The organism is Pseudomonas sp. PVC-5-1 (assembly GCF_057444345.1).
Genome location: NZ_CM172024.1, coordinates 3,953,559 through 3,974,000, shown reverse-complemented (window position 1 = coordinate 3,974,000; position 20,442 = coordinate 3,953,559). Strand labels below are relative to the sequence as shown.

At 64.5% G+C, this 20,442-nt stretch carries 7 protein-coding genes and 1 pseudogene; 3 read left to right on the top strand and 5 right to left on the bottom strand.

Going from position 1 to position 20,442, the window contains the following annotated elements; all coding sequences use genetic code 11:
- Nucleotides 1-240: 240 nt before the first annotated feature.
- Complete coding sequence (locus AC2T3R_RS18175) at nt 241-13,194, top strand: non-ribosomal peptide synthetase (RefSeq protein WP_486744072.1); 12,954 nt, start codon at nt 241-243, stop codon at nt 13,192-13,194.
- A 190-nt stretch (nt 13,195-13,384) separates the two neighbouring features.
- Here the strand turns inward: AC2T3R_RS18175 and AC2T3R_RS18170 are convergent, their stop codons facing one another.
- Together AC2T3R_RS18170 and AC2T3R_RS18165 are read right to left on the bottom strand one after the other, a co-directional pair.
- A complete protein-coding gene (locus tag AC2T3R_RS18170) occupies nt 13,385-14,113 on the bottom strand; it encodes an ATP-binding cassette domain-containing protein (protein WP_486744071.1) in 729 nt (242 codons plus the stop codon).
- A 1-nt stretch (nt 14,114) separates the two neighbouring features.
- Complete coding sequence (locus AC2T3R_RS18165) at nt 14,115-14,867, bottom strand: hypothetical protein (protein WP_486744070.1); 753 nt, start codon at nt 14,865-14,867, stop codon at nt 14,115-14,117.
- 583 nt (nt 14,868-15,450) lie between these two features.
- Here AC2T3R_RS18165 and AC2T3R_RS18160 point away from each other — a divergent pair.
- Together AC2T3R_RS18160 and AC2T3R_RS18155 are read left to right on the top strand one after the other, a co-directional pair.
- Nucleotides 15,451-15,812 (top strand): annotated as a pseudogene (locus tag AC2T3R_RS18160) (phosphopantetheine-binding protein); the annotation flags it as partial.
- Between the two features lie 168 nt (nt 15,813-15,980).
- Nucleotides 15,981-16,919 carry an RHS repeat-associated core domain-containing protein gene (locus tag AC2T3R_RS18155; protein WP_486744069.1) on the top strand — a complete coding sequence of 313 codons (939 nt, stop codon included), beginning with the start codon at nt 15,981-15,983 and terminating at the stop codon, nt 16,917-16,919.
- Nucleotides 16,920-17,028: 109 nt separating this feature from the next.
- Here the strand turns inward: AC2T3R_RS18155 and dsbG are convergent, their stop codons facing one another.
- From dsbG to dsbD, 3 genes are read right to left on the bottom strand one after another with little or no spacing between them, the layout of a single operon-like run.
- Nucleotides 17,029-17,787, bottom strand: coding sequence for a thiol:disulfide interchange protein DsbG (gene dsbG, locus AC2T3R_RS18150; protein WP_486744068.1), 759 nt, complete (start codon nt 17,785-17,787; stop codon nt 17,029-17,031).
- 1 nt (nt 17,788) lies between these two features.
- Entirely contained in the window at nt 17,789-18,625 is an 837-nt protein-coding gene (locus AC2T3R_RS18145; RefSeq protein ID WP_486744067.1) for a TlpA family protein disulfide reductase, read from the bottom strand.
- Nucleotides 18,625-20,340, bottom strand: coding sequence for a protein-disulfide reductase DsbD (gene dsbD / locus AC2T3R_RS18140; RefSeq protein ID WP_486744066.1), 1,716 nt, complete (start codon nt 20,338-20,340; stop codon nt 18,625-18,627). Before dsbD ends, AC2T3R_RS18145 begins: the two co-directional genes overlap by 1 nt.
- Between the last annotated feature and the right edge of the window lie 102 nt (nt 20,341-20,442).

Here is a 20,442-nt window from a genome sequence, read left to right as displayed (position 1 = left end):
ATGTAATTGGTTTCATGTGGTTTCAGTTCTAAAGCGCAGAGATGGCTGGGTGCATGTCAGGCGCAACATTTCTCAAGGCAAACACCTGGCAACCCTCACGTGCCCCCAAAGCCTCACCACCGCTAATTTCTCCCCCCGCCCATCCGTCCCCCTGTGTACACCTCAGGCCGCCACATGCCGCTACGCCCACGTTCGCGCAGCAGCCGGCCCGACCCAACCAGACACTGGCAGGAACACCCCATGACGGACGCCTTCGAACTCCCGCTCTCGCTGGTCCAGGCCCTGGCGCAGCGCGCCGTGCAGACCCCGGACAAAGTCGCCTTGCGCTTTCTGGCCGACGCTCCCGGCGAGCAGGCCGTGCTCAGCTACCGGGACCTCGACCAGCGCGCACGCACCATCGCTGCTGCCTTGCAAAGCCGGGCCGGTTTCGGCGACCGCGCAGTGCTGTTGTTCCCCAGCGGGCCAGACTATGTGGCGGCATTCTTCGGCTGCCTGTATGCCGGCGTGATTGCGGTGCCGGCCTACCCGCCGGAGTCCGCGCGCCAGCACCACCAGCAGCGCTTGCTGTCGATCATCGACGACGCCGAGCCGCGCCTGCTGCTGACCGTCGCGGCCCTGCGCGACAGCCTGCAGGGCCTGGAGGCCCTGACAGCGGCCAACGCCCCCGAGCTGCTGGCGGTGGATGGCCTGGACCCGGCACTGGCTGCAAACTGGCGCGAACCCGCGCTCAAGGGTGATGACATCGCCTTCCTGCAATACACCTCCGGCTCCACAGCACTGCCCAAGGGCGTGCAGGTCAGCCATGGCAACCTGGTGGCCAACGAACAACTGATCCGCCAAGGCTTTGGCATCGACCTCAACCCAGACGATGTGATCGTCAGCTGGCTGCCGCTGTACCACGACATGGGCCTGATCGGCGGCCTGCTGCAGCCGATTTTCAGCGGCGTGCCCTGTGTGCTGATGTCGCCGGGCTACTTCCTGGCCCGGCCGCTGCGCTGGTTGCAGGCCATCAGCGAATACGGCGGCACCATCAGCGGCGGCCCCGACTTTGCTTACCGGTTGTGCAGCGAGCGGGTCAGCGAGGCATCCCTGGCCGGGCTCGACCTCAGCCGCTGGCGGGTGGCCTATTCCGGCTCCGAGCCGATCCGCCAGGACAGCCTGGCGGCCTTTGCCGACAAGTTCCAGGCCTGCGGCTTCGACCCGCAGAGCTTCTTCGCCAGCTACGGCCTGGCCGAGGCGACCCTGTTCGTCAGCGGTAGTCGCCGTGGCCAGGGCATCGCCGCGCTGGAGCTGGACGCCGAAGCCTTCGCCGCCAACCGTGCGGAGCCTGGCAAGGGCAGTGTGCTGATGAGCTGTGGCTACCCGCAGCCCGGGCATGCCGTGCGCATTGTCGAACCACAACGCCTGCAGGTGCTGGGCGACAACCAGGTGGGCGAGATCTGGGCCGCCGGCCCGAGCATCGCCCTGGGCTACTGGCGCAACCCCGAGGCCAGCGCCCGCACCTTCGTCGAGATGGGCGGCCAGACCTGGCTGCGTACCGGCGACCTGGGCTTCATGCGCGAAGGCGAAGTGTTCGTCACCGGTCGCCTGAAGGACATGCTCATCGTGCGCGGGCAGAACCTGTACCCGCAGGACCTGGAAAAGACCCTCGAGCGCGAAGTGGAGGTGCTGCGCAAAGGCCGGGTGGCAGTGTTCGCCGTCGAGCAGCAAGGCGAGGAGGGCATTGGCGTGGCGGTGGAAATCAGCCGCAACGTGCAGAAGGCGATCAAGCCCCAGGCGCTGATCAAGACCCTGCGCCAGGTGATCGCCGACGCCTGCCGCCAGGCACCGGCCGTGGTCCTGCTGCTGAACCCGGGTGCGCTGCCCAAGACCTCCAGCGGCAAGCTGCAGCGTTCGGCCTGCCGCCTGCGCATGGACGATGGCAGCCTGGACTGCTACGCCCGCTTCCCTGAGGTGAACGAGCCCGTTGCTTCAGTGGGCGCAGGCGATGAACTGCAGGCGCGCATCGCCGATGTGTGGCGCGACATTCTCAAGGTCGAGGCGGTGGCGGCAGACGACCACTTCCTGCTGCTGGGCGGCAACTCCATCGCCGCCACCCATGCCACCGCACGCCTGGCCGATGAACTGGCCATCGACCTGGGCCTGCGCACCCTGTTCGAGGCGCCGATACTGGCTGACTACGCCAAGGCCGTGGCCGCGATCATCGCCGAAGGCGGTTGCCGGGTCGGCGCCATCGCCACCCTGGAACGCAACCAGGCGCTGCCCCAGTCGCTGGCGCAAAACCGCCTGTGGTTGCTATGGCAGTTGGACCCGCAATCGGCAGCCTACAACATCCCAGCCGGCCTGCAGTTGCGTGGTGAGCTGGACGAAAACGCCCTGGAAGCAGCCTTCCAGGCGCTGGTGGCGCGCCATGAATCGCTGCGTACCCTGTTTGCCGAAGAGAACGGCCAGGCCCTGCAGCGCGTCCTGGCGCAGCAGCCGTTCGACCTTCGCCGCCTGGACCTCGAAGGCCAGGCCGCCGAACAGGTCGCCGCCCAACGTGAAACCGAAGCTCGCCAGCCGTTCGACCTGACCCGGGGGCCGTTGCTGCGGGTGACCCTGGCGCGCCTGGACGATGAACACCATCAACTGTGGGTGACCCTGCACCATATCGTCGCCGACGGCTGGTCGCTGAACATCCTGCTCGACGAATTCGCCAAACTGTACGCCGCCCACTGCCAGGGCCTTGAGGCCAACCTGGCACCGCTGACCCTGGGTTATGCCGACTACGGCACCTGGCAGCGACAGTGGCTGGCCGCAGGCGAAGCCGAGCGTCAGCTGCAGTACTGGCAGGCGCGTCTGGGGGATGATCTGCCGGTGCTCGACCTGTGCACCGACCACCCGCGCACCAGCCAGCGCGGCCACCGCGCCGCCCGCTTCAACCTCAAGGTACCGGCCAGGCTCACCGAAGCGCTCAAGGGCCTGGCCCGCGAACAGCAGGCCAGCCTGTTCATGGTACTGCTGGCCGGCTGGCAGGCGCTGTTGCACCGCTACAGTGGCCAGGCCGATATCCGTGTCGGCGTGCCCAACGCCAACCGCCCGCGCCTGGAAACCCAAGGCATGGTCGGCTTCTTCATCAACACCCAGGTACTGCGTGCGCAACTCGATGGCCGCCTGCCGTTCGACCAGTTGTTGGCCCAGGTGCGCCAGGCAACCCTGGATGCCCAGGCCAACCAGGACCTGCCGTTCGAGCAACTGCTCGAAGCCCTGCCCGAGGCTCGCGAGCAAGGCCTGTTCCAGGTCATGTTCAACCACCAGCAACGTGACCTGTCTGCGCTGCGCCGCCTGCCGGGCCTGCTGGCCGAAGAGCTGCCGTGGCACAGTCGCGAAGCCAAGTTCGACTTGCAGCTGCACAGTGAAGAAGACCACCAGGGCCGCCTGAGCCTGGCCTTCGACTATGCCGCCGAATTGTTCGATGCCAGTACCGTCAAGCGCCTGGCCCAGCACCTGTTGGCCCTGCTCGAGCAGGTGTGTGCCGGGCCGCAGCGGGCGCTGGGCGAGGTGCAACTGCTCGACGAGCCTGGCCGCGCGCAACTGCTGAGCTGGGGCGAGGCACCCGCTGCGCCGCCGCAGCGCCTGCTGGTCGAGCAGCTCAATGAACAGGCACGCCTGACCCCGCAGCGCACCGCCCTGGTGTGGGACGGTGGCAGCCTGGATTACGCCGAGTTGCACCAGCAAGCCAACCGTCTGGCCCACTACCTGCGTGACAAAGGCGTGGGCCCAGACACTTGCGTGGCCATCGCCATCGAGCGTTCGCCGCAGCTGCTGGTGGGCCTGCTGGCCATTCTCAAGGCCGGTGGTGCCTATGTGCCGCTGGACGTCGATTACCCGGCCGAGCGCCTGGCCTACATGCTCGCCGACTGCAACGCTGGCCTGTTGCTGAGCCACAGCAGCCTGCTGGGCAAGCTGCCACAGGTTGATGGCGTCAGCGCCATCGCCCTCGACCAGCTGCACCTGGACAGCTGGCCAAGCCATGCCCCCGGGTTGCATCTGCATGGCGACAACCTGGCCTATGTGATCTACACCTCCGGCTCCACCGGCCAGCCCAAGGGCGTGGGCAATACCCACGCGGCACTGGCCGAGCGCCTGCAATGGATGCAGGCCAGCTATGTGCTGGACGACAGCGACGTGCTGATGCAGAAGGCGCCGATCAGCTTCGACGTTTCGGTGTGGGAATGCTTCTGGCCACTGGTGACCGGTTGCAAGCTGGTGCTCGCCGGCTCTGGCGAGCACCGCGACCCGCAGCGCATCGCCGCGTTGGTGCAGGCCCATGGCGTGACCACGCTGCACTTCGTGCCGCCGCTGTTGCAGGTGTTCGTCCAGGAGCCGCAGGCGGGTGCCTGCGGCAGCCTGCGCCGGCTGTTCTCCGGTGGCGAAGCGCTGTCCGCGGCACTGCGTGACCGCGTGCTGCAGGTGCTGCCACAGGTGCAGTTGCACAACCGCTATGGCCCGACCGAAACCGCCATCAACGTCACCCACTGGCACTGCCAGGCCACCGATGGCGAACGCTCGCCGATCGGCCGCCCGCTGGGCAATGTGCTGTGCCGTGTGCTGGACGACGAGCTGGAACTGACCGCCCCCAGTGTGCCGGGCGAGCTGTACCTCGGCGGTGCAGGCCTGGCCCGTGGCTACCTGGGCCGTCCGGGCCTCACCGCCGAGCGCTTCGTGCCCCGGGCCGACGGCAATGGCGAGCGCCTGTACCGCAGTGGCGACCGCGCCCGCTGGCAGGTGCAGACCGCGGCGCTGGAATACCTTGGTCGCCTCGACCAGCAGCTCAAGGTGCGTGGCTTCCGTGTCGAGCCCGAGGAAGTCCAGGCCTGCCTGCTGGCGCAAGCGGGGGTCGAACAGGCGCTGGTGCTGATTCACAAGGATGCCGTAGGTGCGCAACTGGTCGGCTACTACAGTGGCAGCGCCCAGCCTGATGCATTGCTGACGGTGCTGGCTGAACAACTACCGGCCTACATGGTGCCGGCACAACTCATCCCGCTGGCGCAGATGCCACTGGGCCCCAGCGGCAAGGTCGACCGCAAGGCGTTGCCGGCCCCGGTGTGGCAGCAGCGGCAGCACGTCGAGCCGCAAACCGAGTTGCAGCAGCAGGTCGCCGCCATCTGGCGCGAGGTGCTGAACTTGCCGCGCATCGGCCTGCAGGACGACTTCTTCGCCCTCGGCGGCCATTCGCTGCTGGCCACTCAAATTGTCTCGCGCACGCGTCAGGCCTGCGATGTCGAGCTGCCGCTCAAGGCCCTGTTCGACGCCAGCGAGCTGGGCGCCTTCTGTGCCGAGATCACGCGTATTCGTGCTGCCGGTGAGCGCAACCTGCAAGGCACAATCACCCGCGTCGACCGCCGCCAGGCGGTGCCGCTGTCGTACTCGCAGCAGCGCATGTGGTTCCTCTGGCAAATGGAGCCGGGCAGCCCGGCGTACAACGTCGGCGGCATGGCGCGCTTGCGCGGCACCCTGCATGTGGATGCCTTCGAACGTGCGCTGCAGGCGCTGGTGGTGCGCCACGAAACCCTGCGCACCACCTTCCCCAGCATCGATGGCGTGCCGTATCAGTGCGTGGCCGAAGACAGCAGCCTGCACCTCGACTGGCAAGACTTCAGCGCCTTGCCCGCCGATGCCCGCCAACAACGCCTGCAACAACTGGCCGACGACCAGGCGCACCAGCCGTTCGACCTGGAGCGCGGCCCGCTGCTGCGTGCCTGCCTGGTCAAAGCCGAAGAGCGCGAGCATTTCTTCGTGCTGACCCTGCACCATATCGTCACCGAGGGCTGGGCCATGGACATCTTCGCCCGCGAACTGGGCGAGCTGTACGAGGCCTTCGTCGATGACCGCGAATCGCCGCTGGCGCCGCTGCCGGTGCAGTATCTGGACTACAGCGTGTGGCAACGGCAATGGCTGGAAAGCGGCGAGGGCGCCCGCCAGCTGGCCTACTGGCAGGCCCGCCTGGGCGATGAGCACCCGGTGCTGGCGTTGCCTGCCGACCGCCCGCGCCCGGCAGTGCAGAGCCACCGTGGCGAGCTGTACCGCTTCGAGCTCGACCCGGCGCTGGTTGCCCGCGTGCATGCCTTCAACAGCCAGCGCGGCCTGACCCTGTTCATGACCATGACTGCCACCCTGGCCGCCTTGCTGCACCGCTACAGCGGCCAGCGTGACCTGCGCATTGGCGCGCCGGTGGCCAACCGCATCCGCCCGGAAAGCGAAGGGCTGATTGGCGCGTTCCTCAACACCCAGGTGCTGCGTTGCGAGCTGGACGGCCAGATGAGCGCCGCACAGTTGCTGGAGCAGGTACGCCAGGTTGCCATCGAAGGCCAGTCGCACCAGGACCTGCCGTTCGACCAGCTGGTGGAAGCCCTGCAGCCACCGCGCAGCAGCGCCTACAACCCGCTGTTCCAGGTGATGTGCAACGTGCAGCGCTGGGCCTTCCAGCAAAGCCGCCAGCTTGCCGGCATGCAGGTGGATTACCTGGTCAACGACGCCAGCGCCACCAAGTTCGACCTGTACCTGGAGGTGACCGACCTCGACGGCCGCCTGGGTTGCTGCCTGACCTACAGCCGTGACCTGTTCGACGAACCACGCATCGCACGCATGGCCGAGCACTGGCAGCAATTGCTGGCGGGCCTGCTCGACAACCCGCAACAGCGCCTGTGCGAGCTGCCGATGCTGAGCAGCGCCGAGCAGCAGGTGCTGGCGGGCCAGTTGCAGGGCGAGCAGGGTCTCGCTCTCGACCAGACCGTGCACGGCCTGTTCGCCGCCCAGGCTGCGCGCACGCCACACGCTGGCGCGTTGACCTTCGCCGGCCGGCACATGACCTATGCCGAACTCGACCAGCAGGCCAACCGCCTGGCCCGCGCCCTGCGCGAGCGTGGCGTCGGCCCGCAGGTGCGCGTGGGCCTGGCGCTGGAGCGTTCGCTGGAAATGGTCGTCGGCCTGCTGGCCATCCTCAAGGCCGGTGGCGCCTACGTGCCGCTCGACCCCGAATACCCGCTCGACCGCCTGCGCTACATGATCGAAGACAGCCGCATCGGCCTGCTGCTAAGCCAGCGCGCGCTGCTGCAAACCCTGGGGCAGTTGCCCGAAGGCGTGGCGCACTGGAGCCTGGAAGACGACAGCGCCAGCCTGTCGGCCTACAGCGATGCGCCGCTGGACAACCTCAACCTGCCGCAGAACCAGGCCTACCTGATCTACACCTCCGGTTCCACCGGCAAGCCCAAGGGCGTGGTAGTCAGCCACGGCGAGTTCGCCATGCATTGCCAGGCGGTGATCGACGCGTTCGGTATGCGCGGCGATGACTGCGAGCTGCACTTCTATTCGATCAATTTCGACGCCGCCAGCGAACGCCTGTGGGTTCCGCTGCTGTGTGGCGCCCGCGTGGTACTGCGTGCCCAGGGGCAGTGGGGCGCCGAAGACATCTGCCAGCTGGTGCGTGAGCAGCAGGTGAGCATTCTTGGCTTCACGCCAAGCTACGGCAGCCAGTTGGCGCAGTACCTGGCCGGGCAGGGCGAGCAGTTGCCAGTGCGCCTGGTCATTACCGGTGGTGAGGCGCTGACCGGCGAACACCTGCAGCGCATCCGCCAGGCCTTCGCGCCGCAGCAGTTCTTCAACGCCTACGGGCCGACCGAAACCGTGGTCATGCCGCTGGCCTGCCTGGCACCACAGACGCTGCCGGCAGAGCTGGGCAACGTGCCGATCGGCCGTGTCATCGGTAGCCGCACGGCCTACATCCTCGATGAAGACCTTGCCCTGTTGCCGCAAGGCGGTATTGGCGAGCTGTATGTCGGCGGTGCCGGCCTGGCCCAGGGTTACCACGACCGCCCAGGCCTAAGCGCCGAGCGCTTCGTCGCCGACCCGTTCGGCAGCGAAGGCGGGCGCCTGTATCGCACCGGTGACCTGGTGCGCCTGGGCAGCGATGGCCTGGTCGAGTACGTCGGCCGCGCCGACCAGCAAGTGAAGATTCGCGGTTTCCGTATCGAGCTGGGCGAAATCGAAAGCCGCCTGCAGGCGCATGCCGATGTCGACGAGGCTGTAGTTCTGGCCCTCGACCTGCCGGGCGGCAAGCAACTGGTGGGTTACCTGGTGTGCGGGCAGGCCGCTGCCGACAGCGAGGCCCAGGGCCTGCTGCGCGACGCGGTGAAAGCCGATGCCCGCCAGCACCTGCCGGACTACATGGTGCCGGCGCACCTGGTGCTGCTCGACAGCCTGCCGCTGATGGGCAACGGCAAGCTCGACCGCCGTGCGCTGCCGCTGCCGGACCTGGAACAGGCACGCCAGCAGTACCAGGCGCCTGGCAACGAGGTGGAAGCCCAACTGGCGCAGATCTGGCGCGACGTGCTCAACGTTGCCCGGGTCGGCGTGCAGGACAACTTCTTCGAACTGGGCGGCGACTCGATCCTGTCGATCCAGGTAGTCAGCCGGGCTCGTCAGGCCGGCTTGCAGTTCACCCCGCGCGACCTGTTCCAGCATCAGACCATCCAGACCCTGGCCGCCATCGTTCAGCGCAGCGAAGCCGCCAGCAGCATCGAACAGGGCCAGCGCCAGGGCCAGGCCGGCCTCACGCCGATCCAGCACTGGTTCTTCGACAGTGAAGTGCCACAGCCGCAGCACTGGAACCAGGCTGTTCTGCTGGAGGCACGCAAGCCGCTGGATGAGGGGGGACTGGAGCGAGCCTTGGCCGCCCTGGTGCAGCACCACGACAGCCTGCGCCTGCGCTTCGGCCAGGCCCAGGGCCGCTGGCAGGCCGAATATGCTTCGCTTGCCACCGGGCAATTGCTGTGGACAGCCACGGTCGCCGACTTCGCCGATTGCCAACCGCTGTACACCGATTTGCAACGCAGCCTCGACCTGGAACAGGGCCCACTGTTGCGCGCCTTGCTGGTTAATGACGGGCAGGGCGGCCAGCGCCTGTTGCTGGCTATCCATCACCTGGTGGTCGATGGCGTGTCGTGGCGCGTGCTGCTGGAAGACCTTCAGGCGCTGTACCGAGGCCAGCCGCTGCCGGCCAAGACCCACGCCATGGGCGACTGGGCCGCACGCCTGGCCAGCTATGCCGGCAGTGATTCGCTGCGCGACGAGCTGGGCTGGTGGCAAGGCCAGTTGGGCGGCGTGCGCCGCGAACTGCCATGCGATCACCCGCAGGGCGGCAACCTGCACTGCCATGCCCGTACCCTGGCCATCGGCCTGGATGTGGAGCAGACCCGGCAGTTGCTGCAGCAGGCCCCGGCGGCCTATCACACCCAGGTCAACGACCTGCTGCTGACCGCGCTGGCGCGTGCCCTGTGCCGCTGGAGCGGCGATGAAGAAGTGCTGGTACAGCTTGAGGGCCATGGCCGTGACGGGCTGTTCGAAGACATGGACTTGACCCGCAGCGTCGGCTGGTTCACCAACGCCTACCCGCTGAGCCTGCGCCCGCTGCCAGGCGAGGACGATGCAGCGCGGGCAGGCTCGATCAAGCGCATCAAGGAGCAACTGCGCCAGGTGCCGCACAAAGGGCTGGGTTATGGCGTGCTGCGCTACCTGGCCGATACGGCAGTGCGTGAGCAGATGGCGGCCCTGCCGCAGGCACGCATCACCTTCAACTACCTGGGCCAGTTCGACCAGCAGTTCGACAGCACAGCCCTGTTCCAGCCGCTGGACGCCCCGGCCGGCCTGGCCCACGACCTCGATGCACCGCTGCCCAACTGGCTGAGTGTCGATGGCCAGGTGTATGGCGGTGCCCTGCAACTGCGCTGGACCTTCAGTGCCGAACGCTACGACGAGCGGACCATCGCCTGCCTGGCCGAGGCCTATCGTCAGGAGCTGCTGGCGCTGGTCGAGCATTGCCTGGCTGATGGCAACGGCAGTTTCACGGAATCGGACTTCCCGCTGGCGCACCTGACCCAGGCGCAGATCGACGCGCTGCCGGTACCGGCCGCGCAGATCGAGGACGTCTACCCGCTGACGCCGATGCAGGAGGGCATGCTGTTGCACACCCTGCTGGAGCCGGGCACCGGCCTTTACTACATGCAGGACCGCTACCGCATCAACAGCGCGCTCGACCCCGAACGCTTCGCACAGGCGTGGCAGGCGGTGGTGGCACGCCACGAGGCGCTACGCGCATCGTTCAGCTGGAACACCGGCGAGGCGATGCTGCAGATCATCCACAAACCGGGCAACATGCCGGTGGACTATCAGGACTGGCGTGGCCTCGACGACGACGCCCAGGAGCAGCGCCTGCAGGCCCTGCACAAGCAGGAACGCGAGGCTGGTTTCGCGCTGCTCAGCGAGGCGCCGTTCCACCTGCGCCTGGTGCGTGTGGCCGACGAGCGCTACTGGTTCATGATGAGCAACCACCACATCCTCATCGATGCCTGGTGCCGTTCGCTGCTGATGAACGATTTCTTCGAGATCTACCAGGCCCTCGGCGAGGGGCGCCAGGCCCGCTTGCCTGCGCCACCGCGCTACCGCGACTACATCGGCTGGCTGCAACGCCAAGGCCTGGACGACGCGCGAGCCTGGTGGCAGGCCAACCTGGCCGGCTTCGAACGCGCCACCACCATCCCCAGCGACCGCCCGCTGCGCCACGACCATGCCGGTAGCGGCATGATCGTCGGCGACTGTTACACCCGCCTGGCGGTGAGCGACGGCGTGCGCCTGCGCGAACTGGCCCAGGCCCACCAGCTCACCGTCAACACCTTCGCCCAGGCGGCCTGGGCACTGGTGCTGGCGCGCTACAGTGGCGACCGCGACGTGGCCTTTGGCGTGACCGTGGCCGGGCGCCCGGTGAGCATGCCGCAGATGCAGCGTACCGTCGGCCTGTTCATCAACAGCGTCGCCCTGCGCGTGCAATTGCCGGTGGCGGGTGAGCGCTGCAGTGTGCGGCAGTGGTTGCAAGGCCTGTTGGAGCACAACATGGAGCTGCGCGAGTATGAATACCTGCCGCTGGTGGCGATCCAGGAATGCAGCGAACTACCCAAGGGCCAGCCGCTGTTCGACAGCCTGTTCGTGTTCGAGAACGCGCCGGTGGAAACCGCCGTGCTCGACCACGCCCAGCACCTGAATGCCAGCTCCGACTCGGGCCGTACCCACACCAACTTCCCACTGACCGCAGTGTGCTACCCGGGCGATGACCTTGGCCTGCACCTGTCGTTCGACCAGCGCTACTTCGACTACCCGACCGTCGAGCGCCTGCTGGCCGAGTTCAAGCGCCTGCTGCTGGCGCTGGTGCAAGGCTTTGAAGGGGAGATGAGCGCACTGCCGTTGCTGGGTGCGGAAGAGCAGCGCTTCCTGCTGGAAGACTGCAACCGCACCGCGCGCGCCTATCCGTTGGAACAGAGTTACATCGCGCAGTTCGAGGCGCAGGTGGCCGCGCATCCGCAACGTACCGTGGCCCGCTGCCTGGACGCATCCTACGACTACGCCGGCTTGAATCTGGCGGCCAACCGTCTGGGCCATGCCTTGATCGCGGCGGGTGTGAACGTGGACCAGCCGGTGGCACTGCTGGCCGAGCGTGGGCTACCGCTGCTGGGCATGATCGTCGGCAGCTTCAAGGCCGGCGCCGGCTACCTGCCACTGGACCCGGGCCTGCCGGCGGCGCGTCTGCAAAGCATCATCCAGCTCAGCCGTACACCCGTGCTGGTGTGCAGCGCGGCCTGTGCCGGGCAAGGGCGGCAGTTGCTGGACCAGCTTGCGTTGGCGGCACGGCCGCAGCTGCTGGTCTGGGAAGACATCCAGGCCAGCCCGGTGGCCAGCCACAACCCCGGCATTCACAGCGGGCCGGATAACCTCGCCTATGTGATCTACACCTCAGGCTCCACCGGCCTGCCGAAGGGGGTGATGGTCGAGCAGCGCGGCATGCTCAACAACCAGCTGAGCAAGGTGCCGTACCTGGCGCTCGGCGAGCACGACGTGATCGCCCAGACGGCCTCGCAGAGCTTTGACATTTCGGTGTGGCAGTTCCTTGCCGCGCCGCTGTTCGGCGCCAGGGTGGAGATCGTGCCGAACGCCATCGCCCATGACCCGCAGGGCCTGCTGGCGCATGTGCAGGCCACCGGCATCAGCGTGCTGGAGAGCGTGCCGTCGCTGATCCAGGGCATGCTGGCCAACGACCACCAGGCCCTCGATGGCCTGCGCTGGATGCTGCCGACCGGCGAAGCCATGCCACCGGAGCTGGCGGCGCAGTGGCTGCAGCGCTACCCGCAGATCGGCCTGGTCAACGCCTACGGCCCGGCGGAGTGCTCCGATGACGTGGCGTTCTTCCGCGTCGATGCCGCCTCGACCCGTGGCAGTTACTTGCCGATCGGCACGCCGACCGACAACAACCGCCTGTACCTGTACGGCGAGGACCAGGCACTGGTGCCACTGGGTGCGACAGGTGAGTTGTGCGTGGCCGGCACCGGCGTGGGCCGTGGCTATGTCGGCGACCCGGTGCGCACAGCGCTGGCGTTCATTCCCCATCCTCATGGTGCACCGGGCGAACGCCTGTATCGCACTGGCGACCTGGCGCGGCAGCGCCCGGACGGGGTGCTGGAGTATGTCGGGCGCATCGACCATCAGGTGAAGATTCGCGGCTACCGCATCGAACTGGGCGAAATCGAAGCCCGCCTGCACGAACAGCCGGAGATCCGCGACGCTGCCGTTGGCGTGCAGGAGGGCGTCAATGGCAAGCACCTGGTGGGTTACCTGGTGGCGCATCAAGGCGTTGCAGCCGACGCTGCGTTGCTGGAACAGCTCAAGCTGCGCCTGCGTGCCGAGTTGCCGGAGTACATGGTGCCACTGCACTGGGGCTGGTTCGACAGCCTGCCGCACAACGCCAACGGCAAGCTCGACCGCAAGGCCCTGCCAGCCATCGACGTCGGTGGCCAGCACAGCCAGGCCTACCAGGCGCCGCGCAATGAGCTGGAAGAGGTACTGGCCGGTATCTGGGCGGATGTGCTCAAGGCCGAGCGGGTCGGGGTGCACGACAACTTCTTCGAGCTGGGCGGGCATTCGCTGCTGGCCACGCAAATCGCCTCGCGGATGCAGAAGCAGCTGCAACTGAACGTGCCGCTGCGGGCGATGTTCGAGTGCAGCACGGTGGAGGAACTGGCGGTGTATGTGCAGGGGCTGCAGGGCAGTGTGCTGGATGACGACAAGGTCGACCGGCTCAGTGACCTGATGGCCGAGCTGGAGGGGTTGTGACCTGAGCAGGTGCACAAGAGTTGAAATTGCTGGGGCCGCTATGCGGCCCTTTCGCGACACAAGGCCGCTCCTACAGATACGGCGTTGTTCTCGAGGTTTGGCGCTGCACCTGTGGGAGCGGGCATGCCCGCGAACACCGGCGCAGCCGGTGCCATACCTGCAAGCCCATCTTTCCCACGGTTCTTCGCCGTCATGATACGGCCCCGATTTCTTCCAACGACATCGACGCATTGATGAATGCTTCATCATAAGAGTTCGCATGGTAGCGAGCGAGAAACTCATGAGCATTCTCAAATGGCTCGAGGTGTTGATGAGCGAGCATGTAGAAACGATGGCAGTTTGTGGCAATTTCCTCGGTATAGTGAGATGAAATCAAAACACTAGCCCCGTTTTTGCACGCGTTTTTTATACCTAGCCATATGTGGTGTCTGAATTCTGGGTCTACCCCCGCAGTCGGCTCGTCGAGGATGATCAGGTCACTGCCCATTAGCAGTAGCGTCAGTGTGACAAAACTCCGGACTTCGCCATAGCTGCAAGTAGATGCCTTTTTCTTGTAGATTTCAGCATACCGTTTCGACAGGGAAGGTGACCATTCAGAGAGGCGTGAAAGCACCTCGCAGTGATCCGGTGCTGATCTGGAGTTTAAATGTGTAATCAGTTGGTAGACTTCGCTCATCCTGAGCAAGGGCGGTGGTGTCAGTACTTGAGTCAGATAAGCCTGCTGTCTGGATGAATTTATGATTGTGCCGTTGCTTGGTTTTCTGATGTTGCAGATCAGGTCGAAAAGCGTGGTCTTTCCTGCTCCGTTACTGCCCAGTACGCCTACGGCCTCTCCTTTTTTCAACTGTAACGTGATGTTTTGTAAAAGAGGGCTGCTGTTGTATGAGAAGTCCAGGTTTTTGATGGTGAGAAGGTGCATTTTAATAGCGGCTCCATATGGGGTGGATTCTGAATAGCTTTCCTGTTGCATAGAGTCCCGCTGTTGAAATGGCAAAAGCTGTCAGAAAACTAATGGTGAGTGGTATCTCTCCGGTAATTATTCTTGTGCTCAGGTGCAAGGGGTTGATCAACGTTGACCAGTGGGCCAGTTCGTCTTGTGTGGTACCCAAATAGCCGGAAAGTAACATCAGGAATGAAAGAAGCGAAAATAGCGTGCCGGCTGTGCTGAATTTGATGGGCATCGCTGCGATCGCCAAGCCGATGGAGGAGAATATCAGGTAACTCGTATAGAACGCGGCTGTAAGGTACAGGAGTTCTGATAGCGAGTAGGAACCGTATAGAGGCTTGGAGATGAAGTAGAAAAAGCTAGAGTACACGACACTGACCAATGTGTAGCTGACGGCGTGCGATATGAGGAAAAGTGCAATTGCCTCGCGTTGGTAAATGAATGACCGGACGAAGCCACTTTCTCGTCGCCCGATTAGATAAAAGCCGAGGCCGAAGAAGGCAACGTTTGCAGCGATGTAGGCGTAGAACCACGCAGCAGAGGATATATAGAGAGAGTCTGGTGACGCTGCAAGGGAACGGCTTTGCCTCAGTAGTATGAACATCAAGCAAGGCGCCACCGCTGTCCACAGCAACGCAGTGGGTTCTCGCAGGTGTTCCAGGATCAACACCTTGGTGATCATGAGGATCTGTTTTGTTCGCGTTATGGGGTATGGCTTTTTGTTCATTTTTCTCGCCTTTAGTGTCTTCGCGAATGCAGGGGGTAAGGTTTTATATTCACGCTGCATGTACGTCAAGTTTGATGGAGGTGATGTGTTGGCGGGGTGTAATCTGGTTGTTTGAATTGCAGTTGGTATTGTGGGGTCTATCTGAAGGGTATGTCTGATCGCGATCTGTTCACTGATCATGGGGGTGAAAAAGACTTCTGTTTTTTGTAGGGCGGATCTGAAGTTGTTGTGGGATTGTTATATATTTGATCGCCGAGCGTTGTTTCCCGATGATCGGTTCGGAAAAGTGTTCGTCGCTTTAGGTGGTATAACTTAGTGTTGCCAAATGTAAGCTTGGCCATTGGCTGGCATCTGGGCCGATGTGCTCAAGGACGAGCTGGAGGGGTTGTGACCAGAGCAAGTGAGGCCTGCATCGCCCCTTGTAGGAGCGGCCTTGTGTCGCGAAAGGGCTGCACGGCAGCCCCAGCAATTTCAGCTTTTATGCAGCAACTCTGGGGCCGCTATGCGGCCCTTTCGCGACACAAGGCCGCTCCTACAGATATGGCGTTGTTCTCGAGGTTTGGCGCAGTACCTGTGGGAGCACAGCCAGGCCTACCAGATACCGCGCAACGAGCCGGAGGAAGTAATGGCAGGATTTTGGGCCGAAGTGCTCAAGGCCGAGTGGGTTGGGGGCACGACAACTTCTTCGAACTGGGCGGGCATTCGCTGCTGGCTACGCAGAGGGCCTCGCGGGGCCTGCAGGGCAGTGCGCTGGAAGACGACAAGGTTGACCGGTTCAGTGACCTGATGGCGGAGCTCGAAGGGCTATTGAAAGCAGGGGGCGCTTTGCGCCCCTTTCGCCGGCAAGCCGGAACAGGCAACCGGGTAATCAGCGCTTGCCAAGAATCTTCCCAAGCTACTCTGGCCGGGATGCAGTGTCGACCTTCCTTATTAGGATGCCCGTGACCAGCCCCCCGCGTTGATGGGGTACGTATGGGATATATCATTGATGGGTTGATGGACAAAAAACCATCGCGGTATACCACCTATTTCTACCAGTCCCCCAATCTCTGCAAGGGGCTCACAGTGGGTAGCAGTGTACTCTATTCACTCCGGACATCAGGGGCTTCAATCATGAACAGTTCATCGAGCAGGTCGTTTGTCTTCTACCAAGGGGATAAGCTCATAACGTTGAAGCATGATGACCGGCATCGCGCCGTTTTTCGCACGCCTGATCTGCCTTTGGCCGAGCAACGAGTCGCTGGCGGTGAGGCATACGGTTTGTTCGCGACAGACGCAAAGGCCTCGGTACTGTCGGTGCAGGAAACTGACAAAGGGGAGCATCACGCATACTCTGCTTACGGCCATGACCCGAAACTACCGTCATCACTCACATTACTTGGCTTCAATGGCGAAGCATTCGCTCTGGTTTCGGGCGGCTATGCACTAGGCAACGGCTATCGATCATTCAACCCCGCCATGATGCGATTCATCTCGCCTGACAGGTTGAGCCCGTTTGGAAAGGGGGGGATAAATGCGTACAGCTATTGCAGTTGCGATCCCGTCAATAACGTCGACCCCAGCGGCCAAATGAAACGCATGCTACATCCTTCCGCTCAGATATCGCAATCGGCCACTTCCATTACTTCCATAAATGAACCCGACATATTCTCCAGAATCGTCAGATATCTAGACCTGAGAAGCGCTGGCGCATTTTCAAGAGCCAATAAACACCTTTACCGTATGACCAGGCCAGCCTTCCAAAAGATCGAGCGTTCGCTGGGTCATCCTGGACAACTAGTCGATGCCGCGCTTGAGGGCACTGTCGGCCCGGCCCTTGGCCACTCCCATGAGCTTTTGGTGAAAAGACCAGATATAACGCTCCCTCCCCAATCACGTCCTGATGGCGCGAGGGACCAACTTATCCGTGATATCCAGGCCAGCAGAAAATTCCGGGAGGCTCAGCGAACGAGATTACCTTCGTGCGACACATCATCGGAGTCGGACTCTGATGATGAAATTAGTCGCATTAACGCTGGAATACGTAAAGCACTGAATGGCCCACAGTTGTAGGAATAATCGCGAATTTCTTCGGTATGCCTGCATCGATGAGCCTGTGGCAGAGGGATTACCCGCGAAGAGGCCCGAACACGTTCGGACAATTGCGTCCGGCGATTTCACATCAGCGCTTGCCGAGAATCTTCCCAAGCAACTCCGGCCGCGGCGCGCCTTGCTGGCTCTGCAGGTTGCCCTGGTCATCCTGATAGAAGATCGCCGGGGTCGCCTGCAAGCCCATTTCTTCCATCAGCGCCATGTTCGCCGCCAGCTTTTGCTGCACCGCCTCCGGCACCTGCTCCAGTGCCTTCAACTTGCTGGCCTTGCCTGCTTTTTCATGCTCGTGCAGTGCCTTGGCCGGGTCTTTGGCCGCCAGCAGCGCCGCCGACTTGCCCGGGCTGTCCTCGCGGATGATGCCGACCATGATATGGCGCAACTGCACCTTGCCCGACTCCACCCACGGCCGTGCCTGCTCCCAGAACATGTTGCAGTACGGGCAGTTGGGGTCGCTGAACAGGTACACCTTGCGCGGTGCATCGTCCTTGCCGTCAGCGATCCAGGAGGTTTTCTCCATCTTCGCCCAGATTTCCTTGCTCATCGGCGCATACACCAGCTTTTTCAGCGGCTCGGCACTGAGGTCGTTGCCCTGTTCGTCGAACAGGCTGCCAACCAGTACATGCTTGCCGTCAGGGGTGAGGTACAGCGCCAGGCCGTTGTTCTGGTACTCGGCGGCATACCCGCGCAGGCCGTTGGGGGCGTCGAAGCTGCCTTTGATCACGGCGCCCTTGGCTTGCAGTTGCGCAATCGCCTTGGGCAACTCTTCGGCCTGCAGGGCGGGGGCAGCTAGCAGAGCCAGGGACAGGGGCAGCAGTGCAGTCAGTCGCATGTCAGTTTCCTTGTGCGGCAGGGGCGGGCGAGGTGGCCCGGTCGAAAGGCTCCAGGGCGTGGCGCAGGCTGGCCCGGGACAGCTCGCCCAGATGGCTGCCGACCAGGCGCCCGTCGGCGTCGTAGAACAGGGTGGTGGGCAGGGCCATGGAGCCGACGCGCTGGGCCAGCAGGCCGGTGCCGTCGAACAGCACGTGGGTCAGGCTCAGGCCGGTGGTGGCGAGGAAGGTGCTGACGTTTTCCGGGGTCTCGCCCTGGTTGACGAACAGAAAGGTCACGTGCGGGTAAGCGCTTTGCGCCTGTTGCAGCACCGGCATTTCGCGTCGGCAGGGTGGGCACCAGGTAGCCCAGATGTTGATGACCAGCGGTTTGCCGCGGTAGCTGTGCAACGCCACGGATTGGCCGTTGGCCTTGCGCAGGCTTAAATCGGGCAGTTCGGTGCCCTTGCTGTACAGGTGGCCCCCGAGGCTGGCCAGGCCCCAGAACAGCGCACCGCTGAACAGCGCCCAGCCCAGCGGGCGGCGCAGGCCCGGATGGCGCCAGCCCTGCCACAGGGCGCCGAGCACGATGCCGGCAAGGCCCGACCAGAACAGGAAGCCGCCATCACGGATATCGATGATCTGCAGCGGGTCGTCCTGGTACATCGGCCAGTACGCCAGCACGAAGCCTGCGCGTGCGCACAGCAGGCCGATCAGGAACAGGTTGAACAGTGCCGATTCCGGGCTCTCGCCGCCACGCCGGGCGACCCACCAGCCGACCATGCTGGCGATCACCAGGGCGGTGAGCATCAGCAGATGGTTGAGAGCCATGGTCAGTGGCCCGAGGGTTACGGTCAGCATCAGCCTTGGCTCCTGGTCTGGGTCCAGTGTTGCAGGAAGGCGGCCGCATCCACTTCACCGGTGATGCGCCGCGCGCGGCGTTCGTCGCCTTCCGGGCCGACCCAGATGATGCTGGGCGGGCCGGGTACCTGGTAGCGCTGCAGCAAGGCCTGGCTGGCTGGGGTGTCGGCGGTCACGTCCAGGCGCAGCAGGTGCACACCGGCCAGGCCGGCCTGCACGTCGCTGCGGGCGAACACCTGTTTTTCCATGACCTTGCACGACACGCACCAATCGGCATAGTAGTCGAGCATCACCCACTGGCCACGGGCCTTGGCCGCATCCAGTTCGCGTTGCAGGTCTTCGGGGCGGCTGACGGTGACGAAGGCGTCCTCGGTGTGCTGGTCGGTGGCCGGCGTAGCGCCGCTACCGGCGAACGGGCGCAGCGGCTGCCAGAGGTCGTCGCCACCGGCTGCCGCCCCCACCAGCAGCAGGCCGCCCCACAGGGCACCCAGCAGTGGCAAGGCGCGCAACGCCGGCAACCGCTGCAGGGCCGGCCAGGCAGCCCAGGCCAGGGCAATCAGCAAGGCGCCGCTCAGGGCCAGCAGCAATGCTGCGGGCAGCAGGCTGCGCAAGGTGTATAGCGCCATGCCCAGGAACACGAAGCCGAACACGCCCTTGACCCGGTTCATCCAGGCGCCCGGGCGGGGCAGGTAGCGGTTGCCCAGGGTTACCAGCAACAGCAGCGGCACGCCCATGCCCAGGCCGAGGCTGAACAGCACCAGCGCCCCCTGCAGCACGTCGCCGCTCTGGGCGATGTACAGCAGCGCGCCGGCCAACGGCGCGGTCATGCACGGGCCCATCAGCAGGCCGGACAGCGCGCCGAGTAGCGCCGCGCCATACAGGTTGCCGCCACGGGTGCCTTGCCCGGCGCGGTCGAGGCGGTCACGCACGGCGGCGGGCAGTTGCAGTTCGAAGGCGCCGAACATCGGCAGGGCCAGCAGCACGAACAGCCCCGCCAGGCTGCCCAGCAGCCAGGGTTGCTGCAGCCAGGCCTGCAGGCTGGCACCCAGCAGCGCGGCGACCACGCCCAGGGCGGCATACACCAGGGCCATGCTCAGTACATAGACCCCGGCCAGTATCCAGCCGCGCCGGGCGCTGGCGCCATTGCCCAGCACCAGCCCGGCGAGGATCGGCAGCATCGGCAGCGAGCAGGGGGTAAAGGCCAGCAACAGGCCCAGGCCGAAGAACGCAAGCAGGCTCCAGGCCAGGTGGCCTTTTTGCAGGTCGCTGGCCAGGGCCTGGTCACTGGCTTGTTCGGCCGCCGGCGCCACACTGCCACCCAGATCGACCAACGTGGTTTGCGGCGGGTAGCACAGGCCGGCGTCGGCACAACCCTGCCAACCCAGTCGCAGTTGACCCTGAGCATCGGCCGGAAGCAGCAGTTCGAGCTGGTCGCGGTACACCGCACTGTCGCCGAAGAACTCGTCGTGGTGGTTGAGAGCGGCCGGCAGTTGCGGGTGCTGTTCGGCAGGCAGGCCGTCGAACTTCAGGCGTTTCTGATACAGGTAGTAGCCAGGCTGGATCTGGAAGAACAGGCGCATCTGGCCGTCGGCCTGGCGGTCGTGGGTAAGCACGAAGGCCTGGTTGACCGGCAGGAAGTCCGGTTTGACATCGAACGGGTTGGCCTGCAATGGGCCGGCCAGCAGTAGTGTCAGGAAGAGCAGGAGGACGCGCATGTCTTCGCCTTGGCAGTACGTTGAAAGGGGTCATGCTGGCTTGGGTCGATTAACCCAAGGTTAACTCTGGTTTTTGGTCAGGGGGGGCGCATCAGGGCTTGC

Coding starts and splice junctions, on each gene's coding strand:
- dsbG (WP_486744068.1), bottom strand. CDS start 17,787: ATGCGACTGACTGCACTGCTGCCCCTGTCCCTGGCTCTGCTAGCTGCC.
- dsbD (WP_486744066.1), bottom strand. CDS start 20,340: ATGCGCGTCCTCCTGCTCTTCCTGACACTACTGCTGGCCGGCCCATTG.
- AC2T3R_RS18155 (WP_486744069.1), top strand. CDS start 15,981: ATGAACAGTTCATCGAGCAGGTCGTTTGTCTTCTACCAAGGGGATAAG.
- AC2T3R_RS18170 (WP_486744071.1), bottom strand. CDS start 14,113: ATGCACCTTCTCACCATCAAAAACCTGGACTTCTCATACAACAGCAGC.
- AC2T3R_RS18175 (WP_486744072.1), top strand. CDS start 241: ATGACGGACGCCTTCGAACTCCCGCTCTCGCTGGTCCAGGCCCTGGCG.
- AC2T3R_RS18165 (WP_486744070.1), bottom strand. CDS start 14,867: ATGAACAAAAAGCCATACCCCATAACGCGAACAAAACAGATCCTCATG.
- AC2T3R_RS18145 (WP_486744067.1), bottom strand. CDS start 18,625: ATGCTGACCGTAACCCTCGGGCCACTGACCATGGCTCTCAACCATCTG.